This window comes from Paenibacillus sp. FSL K6-4396 (assembly GCF_038002525.1).
Taxonomy (GTDB): Bacteria; Bacillota; Bacilli; order Paenibacillales; family Paenibacillaceae; genus Paenibacillus; species Paenibacillus amylolyticus_B.
This window is the reverse complement of sequence record NZ_JBBOCR010000001.1, coordinates 5168213-5186810: the sequence shown is the minus strand read 5'-3', so window position 1 is coordinate 5186810 and position 18598 is coordinate 5168213. Positions and strand designations below refer to the sequence as shown.

General features: G+C 44.9%; 17 protein-coding genes. 10 read left to right on the top strand and 7 right to left on the bottom strand.

What is annotated here, in order from left to right; translation table 11 throughout:
- The first annotated feature begins 136 nt into the window (after window positions 1–136).
- Entirely contained in the window at window positions 137–724 is a 588-nt protein-coding gene (locus MHB85_RS22795) for an imm11 family protein (RefSeq protein ID WP_341073737.1), read from the top strand.
- A gap of 188 nt (window positions 725–912) precedes the next feature.
- Here MHB85_RS22795 and MHB85_RS22790 read toward each other — a convergent pair whose 3' ends face one another.
- Entirely contained in the window at window positions 913–1479 is a 567-nt protein-coding gene (locus MHB85_RS22790) for a TetR/AcrR family transcriptional regulator (protein WP_341073736.1), read from the bottom strand.
- A gap of 147 nt (window positions 1480–1626) precedes the next feature.
- Between MHB85_RS22790 and MHB85_RS22785 the strand changes: the two genes are divergently transcribed.
- Window positions 1627–2529, top strand: a complete 903-nt coding sequence (locus MHB85_RS22785; RefSeq protein ID WP_341073735.1) for a CPBP family intramembrane glutamic endopeptidase — start codon at window positions 1627–1629, stop codon at window positions 2527–2529.
- 21 nt (window positions 2530–2550) lie between these two features.
- Here MHB85_RS22785 and MHB85_RS22780 read toward each other — a convergent pair whose 3' ends face one another.
- The gene (locus tag MHB85_RS22780; RefSeq protein ID WP_341074296.1) at window positions 2551–2799 is read right to left on the bottom strand and encodes a hypothetical protein; all 249 of its coding nucleotides are present in this window, start codon (window positions 2797–2799) and stop codon (window positions 2551–2553) included.
- Window positions 2800–2941: 142 nt separating this feature from the next.
- On the opposite strand from MHB85_RS22780, the gene MHB85_RS22775 reads away from it, so the two are divergent.
- Complete coding sequence (locus MHB85_RS22775; protein ID WP_341073734.1) at window positions 2942–4501, top strand: acetamidase/formamidase family protein; 1560 nt, start codon at window positions 2942–2944, stop codon at window positions 4499–4501.
- Between the two features lie 131 nt (window positions 4502–4632).
- Here MHB85_RS22775 and MHB85_RS22770 read toward each other — a convergent pair whose 3' ends face one another.
- Both MHB85_RS22770 and MHB85_RS22765 read right to left on the bottom strand, forming a co-directional pair.
- The gene (locus MHB85_RS22770; protein WP_341073732.1) at window positions 4633–5487 is read right to left on the bottom strand and encodes a sulfurtransferase; all 855 of its coding nucleotides are present in this window, start codon (window positions 5485–5487) and stop codon (window positions 4633–4635) included.
- Window positions 5488–5550: 63 nt separating this feature from the next.
- Complete coding sequence (locus tag MHB85_RS22765) at window positions 5551–6495, bottom strand: DMT family transporter (protein WP_341073730.1); 945 nt, start codon at window positions 6493–6495, stop codon at window positions 5551–5553.
- Window positions 6496–6717: 222 nt separating this feature from the next.
- Between MHB85_RS22765 and MHB85_RS22760 the strand changes: the two genes are divergently transcribed.
- From MHB85_RS22760 to MHB85_RS22750, 3 genes are all read left to right on the top strand, one after another.
- Complete coding sequence (locus MHB85_RS22760; protein ID WP_341073729.1) at window positions 6718–7626, top strand: polysaccharide deacetylase family protein; 909 nt, start codon at window positions 6718–6720, stop codon at window positions 7624–7626.
- A 37-nt stretch (window positions 7627–7663) separates the two neighbouring features.
- A complete protein-coding gene (locus MHB85_RS22755) occupies window positions 7664–8317 on the top strand; it encodes a YkyA family protein (protein ID WP_341073727.1) in 654 nt (217 codons plus the stop codon).
- A gap of 142 nt (window positions 8318–8459) precedes the next feature.
- The gene (locus MHB85_RS22750) at window positions 8460–9350 is read left to right on the top strand and encodes a hypothetical protein (RefSeq protein WP_341073725.1); all 891 of its coding nucleotides are present in this window, start codon (window positions 8460–8462) and stop codon (window positions 9348–9350) included.
- Between the two features lie 259 nt (window positions 9351–9609).
- On the opposite strand, the gene MHB85_RS22745 is transcribed toward MHB85_RS22750, so the two are convergent.
- The gene (locus MHB85_RS22745; RefSeq protein WP_341073724.1) at window positions 9610–10782 is read right to left on the bottom strand and encodes a mannitol-1-phosphate 5-dehydrogenase; all 1173 of its coding nucleotides are present in this window, start codon (window positions 10780–10782) and stop codon (window positions 9610–9612) included.
- A 45-nt stretch (window positions 10783–10827) separates the two neighbouring features.
- Window positions 10828–11496 (bottom strand): HAD family hydrolase, encoded by a 669-nt coding sequence (locus MHB85_RS22740; protein ID WP_091013734.1) that lies wholly within the window; start codon window positions 11494–11496, stop codon window positions 10828–10830.
- Window positions 11497–11997: 501 nt separating this feature from the next.
- On the opposite strand from MHB85_RS22740, the gene MHB85_RS22735 reads away from it, so the two are divergent.
- Together MHB85_RS22735 and MHB85_RS22730 are read left to right on the top strand one after the other, a co-directional pair.
- The gene (locus MHB85_RS22735) at window positions 11998–12924 is read left to right on the top strand and encodes an ADP-ribosylglycohydrolase family protein (protein ID WP_192133566.1); all 927 of its coding nucleotides are present in this window, start codon (window positions 11998–12000) and stop codon (window positions 12922–12924) included.
- Between the two features lie 26 nt (window positions 12925–12950).
- Window positions 12951–14210, top strand: a complete 1260-nt coding sequence (locus MHB85_RS22730; protein ID WP_244660996.1) for an MFS transporter — start codon at window positions 12951–12953, stop codon at window positions 14208–14210.
- A 66-nt stretch (window positions 14211–14276) separates the two neighbouring features.
- Here the strand turns inward: MHB85_RS22730 and MHB85_RS22725 are convergent, their stop codons facing one another.
- Window positions 14277–16682, bottom strand: coding sequence for a galactose-binding domain-containing protein (locus tag MHB85_RS22725; RefSeq protein WP_341073722.1), 2406 nt, complete (start codon window positions 16680–16682; stop codon window positions 14277–14279).
- Window positions 16683–17212: 530 nt separating this feature from the next.
- Between MHB85_RS22725 and MHB85_RS22720 the strand changes: the two genes are divergently transcribed.
- Together MHB85_RS22720 and MHB85_RS22715 are read left to right on the top strand one after the other, a co-directional pair.
- Entirely contained in the window at window positions 17213–18145 is a 933-nt protein-coding gene (locus MHB85_RS22720; protein WP_105599809.1) for an alpha/beta hydrolase, read from the top strand.
- A gap of 219 nt (window positions 18146–18364) precedes the next feature.
- Window positions 18365–18544 (top strand): hypothetical protein, encoded by a 180-nt coding sequence (locus MHB85_RS22715; RefSeq protein WP_192133570.1) that lies wholly within the window; start codon window positions 18365–18367, stop codon window positions 18542–18544.
- Window positions 18545–18598 lie beyond the last annotated feature (54 nt).

Sequence of the window (18598 nt, the reverse complement as noted above, 5' to 3'; positions counted from 1 at the left end):
TTAAGGTCTGTATATTCATATGTATATTAAAGCAAGGGGCAGGGCACTCATGTTCATGAGTAACCCGGCCCCTATTTTGCATGCAAAGATGTAAAATGGATGAAAAGCACTTCAATTGGAAAGGAGACATCATTCTTTGGACTATTATTTTCTGGAATCTCAATATCCACGTAGAGGGTTTATTAGTGGTGGAACGATTTTCACTCCCCAATTAGAGGTGAATTATCTGGCGGTAGAGAATCGGTTGCCAGAGGGGACAACCGCAGAGGTTGAGTTACTGTCCTCGGTGCGCAACCTGAATGTAGATTATTTTGAGACGATCACAGGCACAAGACACGTATCAGATCGTTTTAAAAAGCTGCTGGAGGAAACGAAGACAAACACACAGTTTATTCCGACAACGGTATGTTACCATGACGGTCGTTCGGTTGATCAAACCTATTGGATTGCACATCACCTTGATCGTTTGGATGTTTTTGATTATGAACGTTCCGAATATGGGCGCAAAGCAGTCATTGCTGCATCTGTAGAACAGCCTCCACGTAAGAACGTCAAAGTTGTATCTCGAATCTGCCTTCATAAAGAGCGAATTGGCGAGCATGAATTTTTTATGCTGGATTATATCAATATCTTCAAACCCATTGTTTCGAAAGATTTTTACGAAGTATGCGAAAAACATAAGCTGAATCTAAACGTTACAGAAGTCGGAGAGGTAAGCTCCTGAAATGCATGGATATGGATGTATAGAAAGCACAAAGAAGCCCGCGTCAGACGCGGGTTCTTAATCTTTATTTTTCCCCGATAACCACCGGATTTTCCTCATAACTTATTCAGTCGCTCCTGCTGCAGATGGGATTCTGCTACGCTTTGGCACGCTAACTTAACTCCCCGATCTGTGTGTCATGCTTTCCTTCAACGTATAATCCAATGGATATAGTCTTGTATCATTTCTTTGCTTCGTGTTCGATTTATCTTATGCGGCTCTAGATACAAATTGAGAGCCATCCCATTCATAAAGGCATACAGCTTTTCGTGTTCCTTCTCTTCATCGGTAGTGCGCAGAAGACCTTCATTTTTTAAGTACATAATGCAGTTCCTGATTGCACTCTGCAGGTCCTCATAATTGGCATCGAACCCTTTTTGCGTCTTTCCATAGGTTACAAATGCAAACCAAACCTCCATTTCCAATAATGTTTGTTCATCCGTAGGAACTAGCTCGAGCAAGTATTCAACAATTCTTTCTTGAGGCGCCAGTCCTTTTGCATTCAGATTCCTTAGACGAGTAAGTACCTTTTCTTTAACTAACTCCATTGCAAATGCTAGCAGGCTCTCTTGTTTGGAAAAATAATGTCTTAAGGCTCCTTGTGATAATCCGGCTTCCTTCGCAATTGTTCTTGACGTTGCATGATGAATGCCTTGCTCACTAATGATTTTCCAAGTTGCTTCAGCAATAATATTCTTCATCTTCTCATGGTCCACGATTTTTGGCATACACACAGAATATCATATTATTTAACTCAACTGAAATAAATAGACGATGAAGATGAGATGTGCTAGAGTTTATTTAACTCAATTGAATTAAAAAAAGAAGCAAAGGCGACATAGCACTCAAGGAGGGGAATTGGAATGAATCAGCAATTCAAAGTAATGTTTCCAGCATGGGGAAAGGCAATCGGCTTATTATGCATGATCATGATATTTGCTGCTGTATTGTGGTTAGTGTGGACAGGAAACTTGAATATAAGGTACACGGCTGATCGTGAGGAAGTGATTCCAATATGGCATAGTATGTTGCCGGCATTCCTTGGCATTGTTCTAATCCGTATGATTCCTTATAAAAGTCAAGATCTCTTTTATTTCAAGCAAATGGAGAAAAAGCACTTGGTCGTTCAATCCATTGTATTATTGCTGTCAGGCATTTTATTTACGGTTTCTCTGATAACGATAGACCCGCAAGGATTACATTTCCAGCTATATTATTTGACGTTCAAGTTGACGACATTATTGTTCATCCCATTGATTTTATTGCTGATTTATCGAAAAATGACTGGTGGGCAGCAAGATAATATCTCTGCAAAGCCTCGCACCCACAGACACGTCATCGCACCACTAATCGTTATTGTGGTGTGGTGTTATCTAAAGTTCTATTCCCCAATTGCACAACCAGAAGGAGCAATTGTAGGAACCGATACGACTGAATTACTTCTCTTGGTGTTGATTGGTTTTGTGATCAATAGCGTATTGGAGGAAGTTTTTTATCGAGTATGGATGCAAACCCGATTGGAGGCGTTGCTTGGAAGATGGCCAGCCATACTACTAGTTTCAATACTATGGTCCATTTGGCATATCGCCATTCAAGGAAATGGTCAGTGGGATATAGATGTGGCAACAGTGATTGCAAATCATGGGGTTGCGGGTCTGTTTCTTGGTTATATGTGGGCCCGTTATCGTAAAATATGGGTGATTATTCTGATTCATGGACTCATGAATGCTTCTCCTCATTTTCTTTTACAGATTTTGTTTCATTAAGCGGGAAAGGATCTGGTTGGATCAGTCTTCCCGTGCAACGATGCCTCTCTCCCGTATTCCCGGGTGACGCTGAGGCCCGGCAAATACACCGCCCCAGGCATCAGCCTGCATGGCGGTGTATTTGCTGTGAGATCCTGTAGACTTGTGCTCCGTATCTATCTCTTCGCCGGTAGCCACCGGATTTTCTTCATAACTAATCCAGTCAATCCACCTTCCGGAATACAACTCCACATTCGTGAGTTGTCTTTCATATGGTAAGTATAATGACATATCATTTATTTTTATAAGTTCATTCTTAAATAGTAGCCACCTAATGTTATGTTTTTTAACAAAAAAATATTGTTGTAAATGTATTTATATGTTAGTGTTTATTTGTGTTAGGTAATATTACATAGTACAGAGGGGGAGCGTTATGTTTATTAACCGAACGATTAGGAAATTTGGGGTTTCAGTAGGGATTATAAGTATGTTTACATTTGCTCTACCTTCAGTGGGCTTTAGTATGCCACTGCAACCAACAACCCTTGCAAAGGTTGAAGGTGATTATTATGTAACGTCTGCGATTGAGAACATTCGCTGGGGATCACTGCCTAATCGAGACAGCTCTCCGATTCTTACTGTACCATCAGGAAGTGCTGTAACATTTGACACGGTATCGCATGAGGGACTGATGGAGGATCAAGGGAGAAATCCAGGCGAGTACTTCGGCAAATTTGGTATCTCATCCGATGGCGTGTTGGATGATGCGAAGGCAATTGCAGCTTCTGAGATTAAGCATGATTTTGTAAAAGACGGACCTCATATTATCACTGGGCCAGTAGCGGTTGAGGGGGCAGAGCCGGGTGATGTTCTTAAAGTAGAAGTCCTTTCATTGCAAACGCGAGTTCCATATGGTGTCATTTCTAACCGCCATGGTAAAGGTGCCCTTCCTAACGAATTTCCAGAAAATACAGGCCCACAAGAGGGAGCTAGCGCAACAAAACCGGAATTATATAATAATGTATCTATATTTACGCCTATTGAAGAAATCAACGGCAACTGGTATGGGGTATTACCAACAAAAGCTGGCAAAAATGTACGTTTCCCCATTAACCCGTTTCTAGGTGTTATGGGGGTTGCACCAAATACCAGTGAAGTTGTGAGTTCGATTCCACCTATTGAAACAGGAGGGAATATGGATATTAATGAGTTGGGTGTTGGTGCAACTATTTATTATCCGATTCAAGTTAAAGGCGGTCTATTCTATACTGGAGATCCACACTTTGCTCAAGGAGATGGAGAAGTGGCGTTAACTGCATTGGAAGCTTCCTTAAGGGGGACAGTTCGGTTGACGGTGTTAAAGAAAGGTGATCCATCACTGCCACACAGTGGAGAATTCACGCAACCCTTTGCTGAAACAGAGGATTATTGGATTCCGATTGGACTGGACCCTGATTTGGATGAAGCTATGAAAGAATCAGTACGTGAATCGATTCAATTCTTATCCGATAAGCTTGATATGGATAGAAGTGTAGCTTATGCGTACCTATCGGCCGCAACGGATTATGAAGTATCTCAGGTTGTAGACCGAACCAAAGGGGTTCATGGACTCATTCGAAAGACTGATTTCCTTGAATATGTTGATGTTGCTATGAATGTAGGTGGTACGACAATCAAACCGGTTGTTCATAATGATGAGTTCTACGTACCGATTCGAACCATTTCGGAGCTATTGGGCAGCACAGTAAAATGGGATCATAAGACGCGTACCACGCAAATCAAATTAGGTACGAAAAATATAAGTGCTCAAATTGGTTCAGATGTGTATTCAATTAACGATAAACTAGTATTCAATAGTAACGTACCAAAGCTTTTAAATGGTGAAACTGTCATTCCAGTTTCTGTTATTAATGAAATACTCGGTGCTTATGTCAACTGGACGACGATCGACAAGACGTTAACAGCAAATGTATCTTTAAGTAAAAAGCAATAATAGATTTCATGATTCAACCGTGGTGGACAGATATCCATCACGGTTTTTCTATTATCATGAATCCAAACAAAGAAAAATACATCGCCGGGGAAGATAAGCCACCTGGCGATGTATTCAACATCGATACACTGCTATACGTCTTTATCCGCTTCCGTATCACCTATAGCCACCGGATTCTCCTCATAACTGATCCAGTCGCTCCAGCTTCCGGAATACAATCTTACATTCGAGAACCCTGCTTCTTCCAGCGCAATCACATTCGGGCAGGCAGAGACACCAGAGCCGCAATACACGATAATCGCACCATCCTTGTCCAGCTTACTAAAGCGCTCTTCTAACACCCCAGTATCTGTCCAACGTCCATCCCAATCCAACACATCTTTCCAAAAATAATTCACTGCACCCGGAATATGTCCGGCCTTGGCATCAATCGGTTCCTCCAGCCCCGCATACCGGCGGGCATCGCGAGAATCGATCAACACAGCGCTGCCAGTTACCGAGACTTGTTGTACATCCTGTATACTCGCCAGCATCTGCGGCTGTAGGTTCACCTCAAAGGAAGACGGGATCTGAACGGGCACATCCTGAGTCACCGGGAACTTGGCATTTTGCCAAGCGGAGAAACCTTCGTCCATGATATACACCTGCTCATGACCGATATAGCGAAGCAGCCACCATAGCCGAGATGCATTCATCCCGCCTTGATCGTCATAAGCAACAATACGACTATTGGAGCCGATGCCAGCTTTGGAGAGTCGACTTGCGAGAACAGCCGGATCAGGAAGAGGGTGACGTCCTCCGTGCGCAGATACAGGAGAAGACAGATCTTTTTCCAAATCGAGATAGACAGCCCCTGGAATATGTCCAGCTTCATAGGCTTGTCTTCCAGCCTCCGGCTGACCGAGCAAGAATCGGCAATCTGCTATGACGACATCCGGTTCATACATTCTGGCCAGCAGCCAGCGCATGGATACAATATTTTTCATCAAAATACACCGCCTTATGAGAGTGGTAGAGTCTTTTATAACTATGATTTACGAAAAAATACGTTATACCGTTGTAGGTTCAATAGACCCTTTTCCCGCAACAGAGGCTTCTGTTGAAGCAATCTGAGGTTTGGTTTTGCCATATCGAATGAAGATCCATACCCCGAATATAATGACGCCCCCGGCAGACATCTGTATTGCACTGAGCGATTCGCCGAGCAGCATCCAAGCCAGTAATGAAGAGAATACGGGTTCCCCAAGTACACCCATGGATACCGTCGTGGCATTCATATATTGAAGCAACCAGTTGAAGAGATAATGTCCGAAGATCGTTGGTACAATGGCAAGCAGCAGGAAGATTCCCCACTCTGACGCAGCGTAACCCCCGAATGGGTGGCCCATAATCAGATTATATACCGCCAACGTACAAGCAGCGACAAGAAATACCCAGAAGTTATACGTAAATGCACTAAGTCCCGCTCGTAAAAATTGACCCAGCAGCATATGGACAGCGACGGCAATTGTGCCAAGTAAAGACAGGATATCCCCTTGCAGGGCAGTACCTGCCAACTGGAAATCTCCTGCACCAATGACAATCGAGCCAAGCAGGGCGATGCCCATGCCGATGATCATCATCCGGTTAATTTTGGCTTTGAACAGCCATACCGAACCTGCAAGAATCAGTATAGGCTCCAGCGCAAGAATAACGGTGGAACTGGCAACACTGGTGAGCCGAAGCGAACCCATCCAGAGCAGGAAATGAAGGGCCAACATCACACCGGATGCAAGCAGCAATCCCCACTGTCGTGCATTCAGACGCATCATCTCGTGTCTATATTTCCAGACAAAAGGGAGCATCAACAGATTGGTCAGAAATAGACGGTACATGGCAATGACCGCAACATCTGCGGTAGACCAGCGTACAAAGATCGAAGAGAAAGAAATCGCGATAATGCCGACAAAGAATAACAGATAGATGGATCTGCCGGCACGGTTCAAACTTGTCATGGGTGTAGCTCCTTCTTGAAGTCTGATGGCGTAAATCACTTCATTATACAGGAGAAGGTAACCGCAGGAAAGATATATAGAGCGAAGAGATAAGTAGATTGTAACCGGGCTTGTAACTATTCTGTCATTCTCCCGATCCATTTTTCTATTAATCTTCTATATAGAGACATGAAACGAGATAATATACCAATAATCGGGAATAAATGAAAGTAAGGAAGTGGCATGGCAGTGAGAGTCCAGCAAGAGAGAGCGGGAGAACGTGGAAGTATTCCGCCTAGCACAAGTCGCAAGAAAACACATAAACGAAGAAAAATCCGGTATGGAAGGATTAGCATAGCTCTAATGCTTCTGGTATTGTTCGTTACCGGTGTAACCTATATATTCCTTGGCATGACGCATTGGATCAAAAGCGTTGTGGCGCCGCCTCCGATGACTGTAATCGAACAGCCGGCCAAGCTCGGCATGATACAAGTTACTCCGGATGCGAAGGAGGAGCCGGCACGGTTCCAGGGCCAGGTTCGCAAATTGGCATACATAACGTTTGATGATGGCCCAACGGAGTATACGGAACAATTGCTGGATATTTTGAAGCAACACGAAGCGAAGGCTACCTTTTTCATGATCGGACGACAGCTGAATCAGCATCCAGATGCAGTGAAACGGCTGTTGAAGGAAGGCAGTTATCCTGGACTTCATAGCATGACGCATAACTACAAAAAGCTGTATAAGAGCGGCAGTTCTGCAAACTTTGTGAAAGAGTTCAAAAAAGAGCAGAAGATGGTGCAAGACCTGATTGGTTTTACACCTCATCTGATTCGTGCACCTTATGGCAGCAGTCCACAGATCGGTGAGACGTTCAGAGGTGATATTGCTGCGGCCGGGTTCAAAATGTGGGACTGGACGACAGATTCACTCGATTGGAATCTTCCCGGTCAGCCAGACAAGATTGTGGCCCGGGTGAGCAAAAGTGTACATCGGGATAAGGAAGTGATTCTGATGCATGAGCGCGAGCAGACGGTTCAGGCTTTACCACGTATTCTGAAGTTACTCGAAGATCGGGGTTACGAGTTCGAAGTATACGATCCGGATGCACACTGGGTAGCCAATTTTAGCGGAGATACACGCTTGTAATATAACAACAAGATGATGCAAGAGAGGAAGGACTTTGGTGCTAACGAGTAAAAAAGTGGCGCTTGCAGCAGTTAGTGTATTGCTAGTTTTGCTGGCGAGTGGTTGTGGAGATCCGCAGGAGCCTGCGGCAAATCAGGTAAACCAATTGGTGCTCAGTGGTCAGAAGATTGATCAGAGTTTGAACAATCTGACCAGTCATGAGCAGGAAGATATGAAGTTATACAAGTCCATTTTAGACAAAAGCAAGAACAAAAACAGTGATCTCGAAGCACTTCTGGATCAGGCAGCAGATCATATTGATGAACGAAGCACGTTGTTGAAAGAGGCGGAAGAGGCCATGAAACAGACCAACGAGAAGGCGGTAGACCTGCGCAGTTCATTGAAAGAACTATCATTTGAAAACAAAGAAACGTTGGCACAGGCTGAGAAGGTGCTGGATCAATATGAAGCAAGAGCGCGTGCATTGGAAAATTTTATTGCCTCGTATCAGCTGAGTCTGAGTGGCGATGAGCAGTTGTATGATCTGATGAGAGAAAGTGCAGAACCTAATCTGGTTAAGATCAAGCGAGCCATTCGGTTACGAAATAGCGAATATGCGAAGCTTGCTGAATTCCGCAAGCAATTTAACCTCCAGACCAAAGCATTTAACGTAGCCAATGCCAAACTGGTACAGATGGATCAGGCCAGTTAGGTAGAGGACTACAAAAATCGTTCAGACATTTTGCATGATTGAGCTGCCTGTCTCCCGTGTAAGTACTAGTATACAGCCAAGCCAATGGATGAGAAGCAACATGGACAAGCATCATTGCGTATAAGCTAACGGAGGTGTTCATATGCGAAAAGGAAATACAATGAAAGTCAGTGCATCACTCCTGGTTTTACTTATGGGATTCTCGCTTGTGGCCTGTGGGAACAGTAATCCTGCTGCACAGCCGCCAGTGAATAATACGGAAGAACAGTCACCAGCACCGGAGCAACAACCGAATGAAAGTGCTGTAATAGAAGCAGAAGGTATTCTGACTGGGTGGGCTGATCCGCATACCGTTGAGATTCGAGTGAATGAGAAGCCGATGTCATTCCAGGTGAGCGAAGATCTGCAGAAGTCTCTGGATGATATCGATGACGAAGATTCCGTTCGTTTCAAATATGTAGAGAAAACGATTGATGCAACAACAAAACAGTTGGTACTTACAGAGATTGCAAAGATTGAATCGAGTGATGACAATAACGGTTCCAATACAGGCGGTACAGTAACTTCCGATCGTCCGAAGACATCAGAGTTGGAAGTGACGGTAGAAGGAATGACCGAGAAACGTCCAGTCACACTGGCACAAGCGAAAGGTTATTCACTTTATGTGTTTGAACCGATGGCTTTTGACGCCGAAGACCATGAATTAACAATGAAGATTGATCCCGATTATGAGGTAGAGATTGAGAAGTTGCCGGTGAATTACAATCTGGATGCGCTGAAGATGGATGCCAAGGAAGAGTTGTCCGAGACCGGAGAAGTGAAGCAGTTAACGGCTGAACAACTCAGCAACGGCCCGATGAAGGATGCAAAATTGTACATGATGTCCCAGAATGATAAGAAAACAGAGTACTTTATTGTCAAAGAACTGAACGGGAATGGTTACATTTTCCACATCCAAGCACCTATTGGTGAACCTTCGGAAGGTTTCCTGCCCATGGCATATGCATCCCTTAATTCCATCATGAATGAGTAGAAAAGGGTTGAGGCCCAAGGCTGAGCCAAACGATGTAGTAAATTTAAAAAAAAGATTCCCTAAACAGCGTATTTCCTTGAGAGAGGAGGTGCGCTGTTTTATTAACGTTACTACAATGTAGATAGAATGTACCGTGCCATGCCACGCCGTGCATAGACAAAGAGCCGGAAGGAGCGATGCTGCTGCAAAGGTTCCTCCCGGCTTCTTGGCCGTGTTTCTATTCAGTTTGCAGGATCGAACCCATGCCCTGATCCGTTACTCAGGTTAGTATAGTCGATTCCTTGCGCCCTCTAAGTTCTTGATAACGGGCGATTACATTCTGATGAACGGGATGTTCGTCGGGAATTCCCATGCGTTCACGGATGAAGGCGGAGACGCCATCTTCGCGAATCATGTGTTGTAGCTTCATGGCTTCCTCGTCGCGCTTGTCATTAAACAACATTGCGGCCGCCATAGCAGAAGTTAAATGAGGAATGTCAATTCCGAATTCAATGGCCTGCAGCGCTGGGCGAACAAGCCGATCATGAGGCGAAAGCTTGCGAAGGGGGGAACGTCCGACCCGGGTGACCTGATCCGTCAGGTTGGGATTGGCGAAGCGTTCCAGTATGGTGTCGATATATTTGTTATGCTTCTGTGCGTTGAATCCATGCTTCTGGATAAGCATCTGACCCGTCTCTTCCATAACATGGCGTACCTTGGCCCGAAGGGTGGAGTTACTCATCACCTGGCGGATCGTCTTGAATCCTTCGAGATAGCCGAAGTATGCAGCGACACAGTGGCCTGTATTGACCGTAAACATTTTACGCTCGATATAAGGTTCAAGCGAATCCACATAGTGGACGCCGTTTATTTTCTTGAATCCATCCAGAAGTGCTGGACGATGAACGACCCATTCGTAAAAAGGTTCAACAGTGACCTGCAGCGGGTCTTTGTGGTTTTGAGCCGGAACAATCCGGTCCACAGCTGCATTGGGGAAAGAAATATAACGTTCGGCTTTTTTGCGAGTTTGTTCATCCAGAAATGGATAGATGCGTTTCTTCAGCCTGGTGCTACCACCGATGGCATTCTCGCAAGCGATAATATGCAGTGGAGCCTGATTATTGTTTTTCATGCGAAGTTGAATGCCTTTGGCGATCGGTTCGGCGATATCTCCGAGTGCAGATACCCCCACCGCGGTTGTGATCAGATCGGCTGAAGCGATCTCTTCCGCAACCAGATTCTGCTCACTCACATTGATCGCCGTCACGTTGTTGACAATCGTAGTGTCCTGATCGTTATTGGCAAGTGTAATCGGATATTCCTGTCTCTCTTGAAGCATGGAGATTTTCTTCGGGTTACGTGCGACAAAGCAGACTTCGTAGTCGGAAGCGGACAACATATGACCGATAAAACCGCGGCCTATATTGCCCGCACCAAAATGTACAGCTTTCATGTGAACTCCCCCTTTAAGGATTAAATCGCGAAATTCGTGCAAACCTTAGACGGTAGTGACGAGTGGCTTCGAAATCAAATCGTTAAATGCAAGGTCAGTCAAGCAAGACAGCCGTTGGTGAGGCATATCGAATTCCAGTGTTCCTGTGATGGTATTCGAGATGACTACGCAGTGCATACCAGCCGCAGCAGCTGCACGCGCGCCGTTAGGTGAATCCTCAATCGCTACGGCTTCGTCTGCAGTTACTCCAAGGGCTTCAAGCGCTTGAGTGTAGAGTTCCGGGTCAGGCTTTACATTCGCTACATCATCTGCCGTACGAATGACTTCAAAATAATCTTTCAGTTTCAGTTGTTCCAGATGCTGTTCAACCCACTCCCGTTTGGAGCTGGAGGCTACAGCGAGTTTCAATCCGGCTTCACGTGCTTGTTCGAGATATTCCTGAATACCAGGACGCACCTTCTCTTTGTTCATCAATGCAGCGTGCTGCAACTGAACGGACTCCCTGAACGCTTCCCGATCGATCGGAAGATTCAAATCTGTGATGAGGTACTCATACGGATTAAATGTTTTCAGACTGGTCCCGATGCATTGTGAGTACATCTCCAGGGTTAGATCTACGCCATGTTCCTTGTAAGCATCACGAAAAGCAATATACCATGCTGTCTCTGTATCAATAATCGTTCCGTCGAAATCAAATACCAGTGCCTTAATCATAAATTTGTTCCTCCTGTTTCAGAATTAGTTTGGGATAAAATAAAATGAAAATTTTCTGCAAATTCATTTCCGTATATTCATTAACCCGCGGAATGTTATCTGACGCAGTTTATCGTTAATGAATATTAATTTGGGAAAAAATATGCGTTAAAAGCTAATAAAACCGTAACATAGGACAAACTTGGGGGTCAAGTGTGTTATGAATGTTTACATTGAAAGTTTTCGTATGTATGACGTGTTTTCAGAAAGTAATGAACCTTGCAAACCGTTAAGCCCTTTACATGTAAGCGGTGTACTGAATAAACTGTTTTTTCAGCATAATAAAATAAAAGAATTTTTATGAAAATTGGTTTTTCTGATCGTTCAACAGCTTTCGACACTTTTATAATAGAAGAAATCGTGTTCCTGTTATCAGGAATATTAGCTTTACGCCAGATTAAACACTGTGGGAAAATAGAAGAAAGATTCTGAAAGTATATGGAGTAAGGGAGGAAGACAAGCATGCTGCTAAGAGACCGTTTCAATGGCTGCTTCATCGGGCTTGCAGTGGGTGATGCGCTCGGAACTACCGTGGAATTCAGCAGTCCGGGTACGTTTGAACCTGTAACGGATATCGTGGGAGGCGGCGTATTCGGGTTGGAACCTGGACAGTGGACAGATGATACATCCATGGCTCTATGTTTGGCAGAAAGTCTGGTACGCAAGGCAAACTTTGATCCTGCGGATCAGATGCGCAGATATACCAATTGGTACAGGGTCGGGTATATGAGCAGCACAGGCGATTGCTTTGATATCGGCGGGGCAACGCGAAGTGCCTTGGAGAGATTTGAGATAACCGGGGAAGCTTACAGCGGATCAACTGACCCGATGACGGCAGGCAATGGCTCTATCATGAGGCTTGCTCCTGTCGCGATGGCTTATGCCAATCAACCAAACGAAATGGTCCGCTATGCCGGGTTGAGTTCTCGTACAACACATGCCGCAGCGGAAAGTGTGGAAGCCTGTGAAGTGCTAGCCGCCATAATTGTTGCCGGTCTGCGCGGAGCGGACAAGAGCGTCATGCTGATGCCGGAGACATGCAGACAGTGGAGGGAAGAACCTGCCTTTTCGCCCGCTATTGAAGAGGTTGTTATGGGTTCCTATCAGAGCAAAGAACCGCCGGAAATTAAGGGCAGTGGTTACGTGGTTCGTTCACTTGAGGCAGCACTTTGGGCGTTCCATAAATCGGCGAACTTTGAAGAAGGTGCGTTGCTAGCTGTTAATCTGGGTGATGATGCGGATACCACGGGTGCGGTGTATGGGCAGATTGCAGGTGCTTATTATGGACTGAGTGGTATTCCGGCACACTGGCGGGACAAGCTGGCTATGCGTGAAACGTTCGAACAACTAACAGAAGCCTTGTGGTTGAAGGCGACAGAAAATCGTTGATTAAGAGACTGGAGAAGAGAACATCTATGAGCACGACTGGACACAATACAGGATACAAAACAGAACTAGAGGCTTCGCAGCCGGGTAAACGTGGGGCGTTTCCATTGTCCCTGTTATGCCTGACGATTGGCGCTTTTGCGATTGGTATGACTGAATTTATCATTATGGGCCTGCTGCCCAATGTGGCAACAGACTTGAATGTAAGCATTCCGCAGGCAGGACAACTCATTACGGGATATGCGCTTGGTGTAGCGGTAGGTGCGCCGATTTTAACCGTGTTTACGCACAAGATTCCACAGAAAAAACTACTGGTGCTGCTCATGTGCATTTTCATTATCGGGAACGCATTGTCCGTTATTGCTCCCACCTATGGGTTGTTAATCTCGGCACGGATCTTAACGGCATTTGCCCATGGTACGTTCCTTGGTGTAGGTTCAATCATGGCAACACGGCTTGTTGCGCCAGAGAGAAGGGCGGGAGCGGTATCGGTTGTTCTCGCGGGGCTAACGATTGCCAACATCATTGGCGTTCCGTTTGGTACATTTATCGGGCAACAGCTTGGGTGGAGATCATCCTTCGGAGCCATTACAATTCTTGGCATTATCTCATTAATGGGAATTATTCGTTTTATTCCGGTTATTGCGCAAGGACCGCCTGCAAACCTCGGTCAGCAATTCCGAAATCTGGTACGTCCACAAGTGTTGCTGGTTCTGCTTATTGGGGCGTTGGGGTGCGGAAGTTTGTTTACAGTCTTCACCTATATTACGCCGATGCTTGTGGATATTAGTGGTTTTGCGGAGCAAAGTGTGACTTGGATTCTGGTGTTGTTTGGCTTCGGTGTAACCTTGGGCAATTTGGTTGGCGGCCGTCTGGCAGACTGGAAGCTGATGCCTTCGTTGATCGTCAACTTTGGGATACTGGCGGTTCTTTTGGCTGCACTTACGATTACACTAGAGAATCCTTATCTCGCGGTAATCACCATATTCTTCTGGGGTGTAGCTGCTTTTGGTATTATGCCGGGACTTCAGATTCGGATTATGAATATGACTCGTGAAGCACCGCTGCTTGCGACAACCTCAAGTCATTCGGCATTTAACCTGGGAAATGCCGCCGGTGCCTATATGGGTGGGTATGCAATTACGCATACGGGACTTATCTCAGTGCCTTTGTATGCCGCAGTAATTGCTGCACTGGGTTTGCTGGGCTTGTTCATCAGTCTGTTGATGAAAGACAGACTGGCTTCACCCGAGGGTGCAGAGGCAGTCAATCCAGTATCCGTACACTAAACAGATGTCAAGAAAGCCTCAGCCATCCTGTGTAACCAGGAGCTGAGGCTTTTTGGGTATGTTGTTTTAATAGATTTCAAGCTCATTGATTCGCACATAGGTTGACTGATGGGAAGGACCTTTACTCGCTACGACACGGATCTTGGAGGTACTGACTGCTGAAAATGTGTGTGAACGCATTAACTCTTGATTGCCTGTAATCTGTACAAGATTCACCCAATTTGAGCCATTCCAGTATTGCAGATCATAATTGGCAAGCGGGTATCCCTGGGTGGTATACAGATCCATTCGCTGGATTGAACTCGATGCCGGCAAATCAATGACGACATATTGGGGAAGTGAGGAATTACGGTTATTGGCCCAGCTATAATTTTCCCCCAAGGCCGTGTTACGATCCCCGTCATTAATTCGGGCTGCTGAATACCCGGGATAGGTGGAAGTTACCGTTATGGCAGCATTTCGTGCCAGGTTCTGTCCGGTTCCCGGATTGGTAGGGGTTTTCACCAGATTCACCAAATTCCAGCGCAGCTCGAAGAGTTTGAAGGACTTATTAAATACAGCTCCTTCTCCTTTGACGAGAGCATCAATCTTTAGAGACATGGTACTGGGCACATTATTGCTGCTTGTCCATTTCCCTGTGCCTTCAATGCCGGCAAAAACACTTACCTCAAGTATTTTTTTGCCGGCAATTTTCAGACCGACTTCCGCTTTGGCTCCTGCCCAAGCAGTGATCTGTCCTTCAATTTTATGGGTTACCGTAAGATATCTGTTCACACTGCTGTAAGGCTGGATCTTCACGGGAATAAAGACACGTGTTTTCCCTTTGACTCCCGCGGTAACCGTGTATCCCTGATCGACCTGAAATTCAAAGGTGACGTTGCCGTCAATACCAATGACCAGAAAAACGCCGACAGATACGGCTCCGAGGTTGCCAGCACCAATGTTTAAGCCCATGATTGGAACTTTAACTTCTTTTTTGAACTTGGCATCACCTTTGATATAGATGTTGGCTTTCTCACCAGCAGTAAATTTCAGATCATATTTCCCCCAAAATCCGTATTTCCCCGTAACTTTGGGTGCAATCAAGGTGAGCTTGCCACCTGCTTCAACGAACACTTTGTTACCGTTTGCATTTTGTTGATTTACAAGTACCTTCTTGAAATCACAGACAAACTCATTGCCGGATTTTTTGCAATTGGCAAAATCACCTGCTCCAGCAGCACGAATCACATCATTCAGATCCGTTGAATTAATATCAGTTAATTCCGTGGAGTTTATTTCATTCAGATCCATATCGTTTGTATCATTCATGTCCATAGAATTCACATCATTCAGATCCATGGGTGCGATATCCGTGGAAGCGATATCCATTGTTTCTGCATCCGCAAGCATATCCATATTTGCATCTAAATCATTTTGAATCGTGTTGTCGATGTTGAACTGTCGCATTTCAGCATCGTCAGTTATATCGGTCTCTAACAAGGATGGGGTTTCCTGAACAAGCCATTCCTTGCTATCCAATACCATCTCAGGATCAGGCATGACGATGTTACGCTCTTCGAACGAGACCTCCTGCTCGGGAATATCATAGTAATCGAACAATTCCTCCACACCCGGAGTGGTGTAATCTACCCGCATACCACCAGAGCTTCTATTGACGCTTGTAACTTTGATAGCCCGGGCAGAGGACTGATCGAGAAAGATCTGACCAGGAGCTAGGTTATTACCGATTTGGGCAGCTTCTTGGGTGCTAAGTTCTATAGAACCTTTCTCTTCCACCGTTTCAAAGACGGCATTTACCACGGGAAGTCTCTTCACCATGGAAGCAGGCATGGGTTGGGTCGGTTTTAACTGATAATCGACTTGCTCGAATTGACCAGAAGAAGAAATGGGATTGCTAATAGCCAGTCCGTCTTCGGATACGTTAAACGAGATTCGAAAATATGCTTCTGAAACTGGAGCATCCACATTGGTCTTGCCTGCCCAGATCCAGCGTGCACTGGTCTCCTCAGGCATGCCGCTAATCTGTTTCCAAGGATCACTGCCATACCGACCGAAGTCAGTAGCACGTGACCATGACGAATCATCGAATTTGGGTTGCTCCCACCCTTCGACATATCGTTCAGATACTTTCCAGTTGAAATCCGTAACCAGATTCTCATCTCCGTAGCTAAGGTCTGCCAGCAGTCCCGCATAGAGGCCTATATCCTTCGCTTGAACCGCAATCACATTGATGCCAGATTGAATCGGCACAGGGAACGTATAGGCTTTGGCCCAGTCGGTGCCTTTTCCCGTCTGTCTTCCGTTTATAAAAAGTGTGAACTCATCATCTGCGGTTATGGATATTTTTCCTTCATTGTTAGATGCAGCATAGACATTGGATGGCCATAACCCCACAAGTAAAGGCAGCAATAATGTAATAACCAGGAATGAAGCCCACGCTTTTTTGATCGACAAGCGTACATTGAACATCATCATTTTCCTCCCAGAAAATAAAGTAGTTGCAAAAGATATTGGCGGCCGAAACGTTGAAACTTTTGCGTAAGCATATCTCAGAAGAAAAATATTATGAATCAATTGAAATTGTTCATAGACACCCCCCTATGGAAGCTATAATAAGGTAAAATATTCAATTTAACAACAGTATTTTACATTTTTAATTATGATTCGAGGATAAAGAAGAAAAACTCTGATGCTCTAAGATTCATTGAATTGAATCCATAGAAATGAAAATATTGTTGCAAAAAATGGATAAATAAGTTTAAATATACTATATAAGTAATTCTATGTCGGGAAAACAGAGTGAAATCTACATGTTTTAGTGTTTTTCTGAAGGGAAGGGAGGTGATCTAACCTGTTTATTGTAAGGGCTTTCAATTTTGGGTTGAGAGGAAGCTTGCTTCACCGCTTTATAAAAAGTTGAACTTCAGCATCAAGCGTACTCCAGTGAAACTTCGAGAAACGCATACTTAAGTTTGACAAAATTGAGAGGAGAAATTGAGATGAAAAAACGTATTTCAATCCTTTTAAGTCTTTCGATAGTCGTTGCCATGATTGCCCCAACAATGGCTTTTGCTACGGATTCCAGCGAGGTTGGTGCTCAGAACACAGCGTATGAATCTATGAATGTATCCAGCAATGACGCAAACAATGCTCTGGCTAACACTCCGGTGGTGCCGGCACCATCGGGTTTTGATGGCTATCGAAACAATATTCCGCATGGAAATACCAATCTGATATCCTATTATTCCACAACGGTGGGCAATACACGCAAAGCGACCGTGTATACACCGCCAGGATATTCTCCGAATAAAAAGTATAACGTCCTGTATCTTCTGCATGGCATCGGCGGAGATGAGTATGAGTGGGTTAACGCAATGAAACCCAAGAACATTCTGGACAACCTGTATTCGGAAGGTAAGTTGTCTCAGATGATCGTTGTCATGCCGAATGGCCGTGCCATGAAGGACGACCGTCCAGTCGGTGACATTTTTGCTCCGGACAAAGTGGCTGCGTTTGAACGGTTTGAGCAAGATCTGCTCAAGGATCTGATTCCTCATATCGAAGCCAATTATCCGGTGTACAAGGACCGCAATAGTCGTGCGTTGGCCGGTCTGTCCATGGGTGGTGGGCAGTCGCTTAACTTCGGGTTGAAAAATCTGAATACCTTCGCTTGGGTAGGAGCCTTCTCGGCTGCACCGAATACGCAATCTGTATCACAGCTGGTTTCCAACCCGGGACAAGTCGCTAGCCAACTCAAATTGTTGTGGATCTCCTGCGGATCAAGTGATGGTCTGTTATGGGTCAGCCAGAACTTCAAAAACGGCTTGAGTAGCATGAATATTCCGCATACGTTTTATCTGGATGTAGGTGGACACGAACCATCTGTCTGGAACAGTGGACTGTATCAGTTCTCTCAACGAATCTTCAAATGATTTAATTTGAATTAGTTTCTTGAAGCAATCGACAGGAGAAACAGGAATTCATATCGATATGCAGCCTCAGTTCTGTTCTGCACAGGGCTGGGGCTTTATGTTGGTTAGTGTGCGAATATGACATGATGAATGAGAGAGAATATGTTAGCATGAAGGAAGCAGATCCACATGAAGCGGGTAGTTAATTACATAGGTAGATACATGAAGGAGCGAAATAGGATGTTCTATTACAAAGGTGCATTCCGGGAAACGGACAATGTGATTTATTTCAAAAGCGATGTCCCGTTAACGGAGAACGATGTCGTTATATTTGGGGAGAAAACATATTTTATCCAAAGTGTGGAGAAAGAATTTCTTCTGCTTCAGCGGGTAGGCTCTATTGTCTCTGTGAGCGTGTGAAATAACTACAGAAGCTTCACCTTTTTCAAGTGTACGTGCACTTCTGGGCCTCTG